5 protein-coding genes and 1 pseudogene are annotated in these 5,643 nt (G+C 64.9%); all 6 read left to right on the top strand.

The genetic code is table 11. From position 1 onward, the window contains the following. Positions 1-1,793 (top strand): annotated as a pseudogene (locus EN932_RS27670) (bifunctional salicylyl-CoA 5-hydroxylase/oxidoreductase); the annotation flags it as partial. Next, positions 1,790-2,563 carry an SDR family NAD(P)-dependent oxidoreductase gene (locus EN932_RS27665; RefSeq protein WP_127369085.1) on the top strand — a complete coding sequence of 258 codons (774 nt, stop codon included), beginning with the start codon at positions 1,790-1,792 and terminating at the stop codon, positions 2,561-2,563. The pseudogene EN932_RS27670 and the gene EN932_RS27665, both read left to right, overlap by 4 nt. After that, complete coding sequence (locus EN932_RS27660) at positions 2,557-3,027, top strand: MarR family transcriptional regulator (protein WP_127369086.1); 471 nt, start codon at positions 2,557-2,559, stop codon at positions 3,025-3,027. Before EN932_RS27665 ends, EN932_RS27660 begins: the two co-directional genes overlap by 7 nt. Then, positions 3,024-3,836, top strand: a complete 813-nt coding sequence (locus EN932_RS27655; protein ID WP_127369087.1) for an enoyl-CoA hydratase family protein — start codon at positions 3,024-3,026, stop codon at positions 3,834-3,836. The genes EN932_RS27660 and EN932_RS27655 overlap by 4 nt, the downstream gene beginning before the upstream one ends. Before the next feature lie 75 nt (positions 3,837-3,911). Beyond that, complete coding sequence (locus EN932_RS27650; RefSeq protein ID WP_127369088.1) at positions 3,912-5,060, top strand: acyl-CoA dehydrogenase family protein; 1,149 nt, start codon at positions 3,912-3,914, stop codon at positions 5,058-5,060. A 63-nt stretch (positions 5,061-5,123) separates the two neighbouring features. Continuing rightward, complete coding sequence (locus tag EN932_RS27645) at positions 5,124-5,519, top strand: RidA family protein (protein ID WP_024503394.1); 396 nt, start codon at positions 5,124-5,126, stop codon at positions 5,517-5,519. Positions 5,520-5,643: the final 124 nt, after the last annotated feature.

Raw genomic sequence — 5,643 nt, 5'->3', positions numbered from 1 at the left:
ACCAGAAATTCGACGACGCCTTCACCGTCATATGACAGAAAACCGAGCATGGCTGGGTGTGGGCGCACGCCTACCAGTTCGACAGCGACACGGCGACCTTCATCGTCGAGTGCAGCGAGCAGACCTGGGCTGCCTTCGGCTTCGGTGCGATGTCGCAGCAGGAATCGATCGCCGTTTGTGAGCGGATCTTCGAAAAACATCTCGGCGGCCACGCCTTGATGACGAATGCCAACCATATCCGCGGTTCGGCTTGGATCAATTTCCCGCGCGTGCTGTGCGAGCGCTGGTCTTACAAGAATCTCGCGCTGATGGGCGATGCGGCGGCATCGGCGCATTTCTCGATCGGCTCCGGCACCAAGCTGGCACTGGAAAGTGCTGTGGCGCTGGCCGAATATGTCGAAACCGAGCCGGACTTGGATGCCGCTTTCCGCAGATATGAGGATGCCCGCCGCACCGAGGTGCTGAAGCTGCAATCGGCGGCGCGCAATTCGCTGGAATGGTTCGAGGAGGTCGAGCGCTATCTCGGCCTCGATCCGGTGCAGTTCAACTATTCGCTTTTGACCCGCTCGCAGCGTATCAGCCACGAGAATCTGCGACTGCGCGATGCCGAATGGCTTGAAAGCGCGGAAGAATGGTTCCAGCGCCAGGCGGGCGCCGGCGGCAACAGCCTGCGCCGCGCGCCGATGTTCGCGCCGTTCAAGCTGCGCGACATGAGGCTGCAGAACCGCGTCGTCGTTTCGCCGATGGCGCAGTACAAGGCTGTCGACGGCTGTCCGACCGACTGGCATTTCACCCACTACGCCGAGCGCGCCAAGGGCGGCGCCGGCCTCATCTATATCGAGATGACCTGCGTCAGCCCCGAGGGGCGCATCACGCCCGGCTGTCCCGGCTTCTACGCGCCCGAGCATGAGGTGGCGTGGAAGCGGCTGGTCGACTTTGTCCATACCGAAACCGAAGCCAAGATCTGCGCCCAGATCGGCCATTCCGGCGCCAAGGGCTCGACCCGGCTTGGCTGGGAGGGCACTGACGTGCCGTTGGTCTCAGGCAATTGGCCTGTGATGGCGGCCTCGGCGGTCGCGTGGTCGCCGCAGAATCAGGTGCCGAAGGCGATGGACCGCGCCGACATGGACCGCGTGCGCGACGAATTCGTGGCGTCCACCGAGATGGCCGATCGTTGCGGCTTCGACATGCTCGAAATCCACGCCGCGCATGGCTATCTCTTGTCGTCCTTCATCACGCCGGTCACCAACCGGCGCACGGATGAATATGGCGGTTCGCTGGACAATCGCATGCGCTATCCCCTCGAAATCTTCCGCGCGGTGCGCGCCGCCTGGCCGGCGGAGAAGCCGATCTCGATGCGCATTTCGGCCAATGACTGGGTCGGCATCGAGGGCGTGACGCCGGCCGACGCGGTCGAGATCGCGCGGCTGCTGCATGAGGCCGGCGTCGACATCTGCGATGTCTCGGCAGGCCAGACCTCGGCACTGGCCAAGCCTGTCTATGGCCGCATGTTCCAGACGCCGTTTTCCGACCGCATCCGCAACGAGGTCGGCATGGCGACGATGGCGGTCGGCAACATCTACGAGCCGGACCATGTCAATTCGATCCTGATGGCCGGCCGCGCCGACCTGGTGGCGCTGGCGCGGCCGCATCTCGCCGATCCCTACTGGACGCTGCATGCCGCCGTCACGCTCGGCGACCGCGGTGTCAAATGGCCTGATCCCTATCTGCCCGGACGCGACCAGCTCTACCGTCTGGCCGAGCGCGACGCCGCAGCGGGGCTGAAAGTATGACGGCCGCCGCGACGATACCCGGCAAGCATGCGCTGGTCACTGGCGGCGGCTCCGGCGTCGGGCGGGCCATCGCGCTGGCGCTGGCTGCTGCCGGCATCGGCGTCACCATCTGCGGCCGCCGGGAAGCAGAGCTCGCCAAGGTGGCCGGCGAAAACGACCGCATCTCTGGCATCGCCGCCGATGTCACCGACGAGGCGGCAATGGTGGCGCTCTACGAGAGGGCGCAAGCCGCGCGTGGGGCCTTCGACATCGTCGTCGCCAATGCCGGCATGGCCGGCAGCGCGCCGGCGCACAAAACCGCGCTCAGCGACTGGCAGCGGACGCTCGACGTCAATCTGACCGGCGCCTTCCTGACGGTGAAGCCGGCGCTGAGCGGCATGGCCGCGCGGAAAACGGGACGAATTGTTTTCATCGCCTCGACCGCCGGCCTGAAAGGCTACGCCTATGTCGCGTCTTACGTCGCCGCCAAGCATGGCGTCATCGGCCTGATGCGGGCGCTTGCCGCCGAAACAGTGAAATCCGGCGTCACCGTCAACGCGGTGTGCCCAGGCTTTGTGGAAACCGAAATGCTGGAAGAGTCCATCCAGCGCATCATCGAGAAAACCGGCCGCTCGGTCGAGCAAGCGCGGTCAAGCCTCGCCTCGACCAACCCGCAAGGCCGCTTCATCCAGCCGGATGAAATTGCCGCCGCCGTGCTGTGGCTGTGCGGCGACGCCGCCCAATCGATCACCGGACAGGCGATTTCCATCTCAGGAGGCGAAACATGGTAGCCGGCCCCCTGCCCGCGCCGTCGGGACCCGGCAAGGACCGCTTGCGTCTGTGGATCAGGCTGCTGCGCGCCTCGCGCACGATCGAGGCCGAACTGCGCGAGCGGCTGAAGAAGGAGTTCAACACGACGCTGCCGCGCTTCGACGTGATGGCAGCGCTTTATCGCGCGCCGGAAGGCATGCTGATGAGCGACCTGTCGCGCTTCCTGCTGGTCTCCAACGGCAATGTCACGGGCATCGTCGACCGGCTGGTTTCGGAAGGACTTGTCGCCCGCGCGCGGCGCAATGGCGACCGCCGCACCTCGATGGTGCGGCTGACCGAGGAAGGGACGCAGGCCTTTGCCGCCATTGCCGCGGCGCATGAAGGCTGGATCGGCGAATTGCTGGGCAAGGTCAGCGAGGACGACGCGCGCCGGCTGACCGGCATGCTGACCTCGTTCCGCAGCAACTGGGAGGGACGCGAATGACCGCAATGGCCGGGCGCAAGCCGAAGCATTTCCTCTGGGAGGTCGGGGGCAGGATCGCCAAGGTCCGGCTCGACCGACCGGAGCGCAAGAACCCGCTGACCTTCGACAGCTATGCCGAGCTTCGCGACACGTTCCGCGACCTCGTCTATGCCGACGATGTCGACGCCGTGGTGTTCCTTTCCAATGGCGGCAATTTCTGCTCCGGCGGCGATGTCCACGATATTATCGGCCCGCTGGTCAAGATGGACATGAAGGAGCTCCTGGCCTTCACCCGCATGACTGGCGATTTCGTCAAGGCGATGCTGAATTGCGGCAAGCCGATCATTGCGGCGGTCGACGGCGTCGCGGTCGGCGCCGGCGCCATCATTGCGATGAGCTCCGACATCCGCATCGCCACGCCGGAAGCCAAGACCGCGTTCCTGTTCACCCGCGTCGGCCTCGCCGGCTGCGACATGGGCGCCTGCGCGATCCTGCCGCGCATCATCGGCCAGGGCCGCGCCGCCGAGCTGCTCTACACCGGCCGCACCATGACGGCTGATGAAGGCGAACGCTGGGGTTTCTACAACCGGCTGGTCGATGCCGCATCGCTGGAGGCCGACGCGCTCGACATGGCGGCGCGCATCGTCTCCGGCCCGACCTTCGCGCACGGCATCACCAAGACCCAGCTCAACCAGGAATGGTCGATGGGTCTCGACCAGGCGATCGAGGCGGAAGCGCAGGCGCAAGCGATCTGCATGCAGACCCGCGACTTCGAGCGCGCCTACAAGGCGTTCGTGGCCAAGGAAAAGCCGGTGTTCGAGGGGGATTGAGGATGATGCTTTGCGTGGAGACGTTGGCGGGAGGGGGGCGCCGTAGTGCGCAAGGCCTCAATAGCGGGGCCACCAATGCCTGATCGTTCCTTCCTCTCCTGGCCGTTCTTCGAAGACCGCCATCGCAAACTAGCCGAGCACCTCGAGGCATGGTGCACGACCAACCTCCCAGTCGATCATCATGATGTCGACGCGGCCTGCCGCGAGCTGGTGACCAAGCTTGGCCAAGACGGCTGGCTGAAGCCTACGGCGCTCGACACCGACAATCCGGGCCCCCTCGACGTCCGCACTTTGTGCATCACGCGCGAGACGCTTGCCCGCTATGACGGGTTGGCCGATTTCGCTTTCGCCATGCAAGGGCTCGGCACCGGCGCGCTCAGCCTGTTCGGTACGCCGGAGCAGCAGCAATGGCTTTCGAAGACACGCGCCGGCAAGGCGATATCAGCCTTCGCCCTGTCGGAACCGCGCTCGGGATCGGACGTCGCCAACACCGAGATGACGGCGACCCGCGACGGCGACGACTACATTCTGTCCGGTGAAAAAACCTGGATTTCCAATGGCGGCATCGCCGATCTCTATATCGTCTTTGCCCGCACCGGCGAGGCGCCGGGCGCCAAGGGGCTTTCCGCCTTCCTCGTGCCTGGCGACGCGAAGGGCCTTGGTATCGCCGAACGGCTCGAAGTTATCGCGCCGCATCCGCTGGCGCGGCTGTCTTTCGACCAGGTCCGCCTGCCGGCCGCCGCACTGATCGGCAAGCCCGGCGACGGCTTCCGCATCGCCATGTCGGTGCTCGACGTGTTCCGCTCGACTGTCGGTGCGGCGGCACTCGGCTTTGCCCGCCGCGCACTGGATGAAAGCATCAAACGCGTGGCCGAGCGCAAACTGTTCGGCGCGCCGATGGCCGAATTGCAAATGGTGCAGGGGCACATCGCCGACATGGCGCTCGATGTCGATGCGGCGGCGCTGCTGGTCTACCGTGCCGCCTGGACCAAGGACATGGGCGCGCCCCGCGTCACCCGCGAAGCCGCAATGGCCAAGCTGTTTGCCACCGACAAGGCGCAAGAGGTGATCGACAAGGCCGTGCAACTGCACGGCGGCGACGGCGTCCGCAAAGGCCACATCGTCGAAAGCCTGTATCGCGAGATCCGCGCGCTGCGCATCTATGAGGGTGCCTCCGACGTGCAGAAAGTGGTGATTGCGCGGCAAGTGATGGGCGCGGCCTGACGGCGGCAAATTGACGAGCGTTCGATTTTGAAAATTGGGTTTTGGAATACCGGGAGGTTTTGAATGCACACGATTCTGCAGCCGGAAGGCTGGGCAAAACCTGTCGGCTACGCCAATGGCGTCGCGGCGCGCGGGCAGCTCGTCTTCGTCGGCGGACAGGTCGGCTGGAACGGGCAATGCCAGTTCGAGACCGACGACTTCGTCGGCCAGGTGCGGCAAACGCTTCAGAACATCGTCGCGGTGTTGGCGGAAGCCGGCGCGGGGCCGCAGCACATCACCTCGATGACCTGGTACTTCACCGACAAGGCCGAATACCTTGCCAATCTCAGGGGTATCGGCGAGGCCTATCGCGAGGTCATCGGCCGGCATTTTCCGGCGATGGCCGCCATGCAGGTGGTGGCGCTGGTCGAGGATCGCGCCAAAGTGGAAATCCAGGCAACTGCCGTCATCCCGGAATAAATTATTGGCTGCCTCAGGAATAAATTATTCGCGAAGCCCCGCCTGCCTCAAGATCGGTAGCACGTGATCGCAGAAATAGGGCAGTTCTTGCGTGTAGTTGACGAAGGACAGCGCGATGCCCTGA

This window comes from Mesorhizobium sp. M7A.F.Ca.US.002.01.1.1 (assembly GCF_004022955.1).
Taxonomy (GTDB): Bacteria; Pseudomonadota; Alphaproteobacteria; order Rhizobiales; family Rhizobiaceae; genus Mesorhizobium; species Mesorhizobium ciceri.
The sequence above is the reverse complement of the archived record's forward strand: the minus strand, read 5'-3'. Positions and strand labels throughout refer to the sequence as shown.

What these genes read in the sequence shown, in the direction of transcription:
- EN932_RS27665 (WP_127369085.1), top strand. Translation starts at nt 1,790, where the DNA reads ATGACGGCCGCCGCGACGATACCCGGCAAGCATGCGCTGGTCACTGGC.
- EN932_RS27660 (WP_127369086.1), top strand. Translation starts at nt 2,557, where the DNA reads ATGGTAGCCGGCCCCCTGCCCGCGCCGTCGGGACCCGGCAAGGACCGC.
- EN932_RS27655 (WP_127369087.1), top strand. Translation starts at nt 3,024, where the DNA reads ATGACCGCAATGGCCGGGCGCAAGCCGAAGCATTTCCTCTGGGAGGTC.
- EN932_RS27650 (WP_127369088.1), top strand. Translation starts at nt 3,912, where the DNA reads ATGCCTGATCGTTCCTTCCTCTCCTGGCCGTTCTTCGAAGACCGCCAT.
- EN932_RS27645 (WP_024503394.1), top strand. Translation starts at nt 5,124, where the DNA reads ATGCACACGATTCTGCAGCCGGAAGGCTGGGCAAAACCTGTCGGCTAC.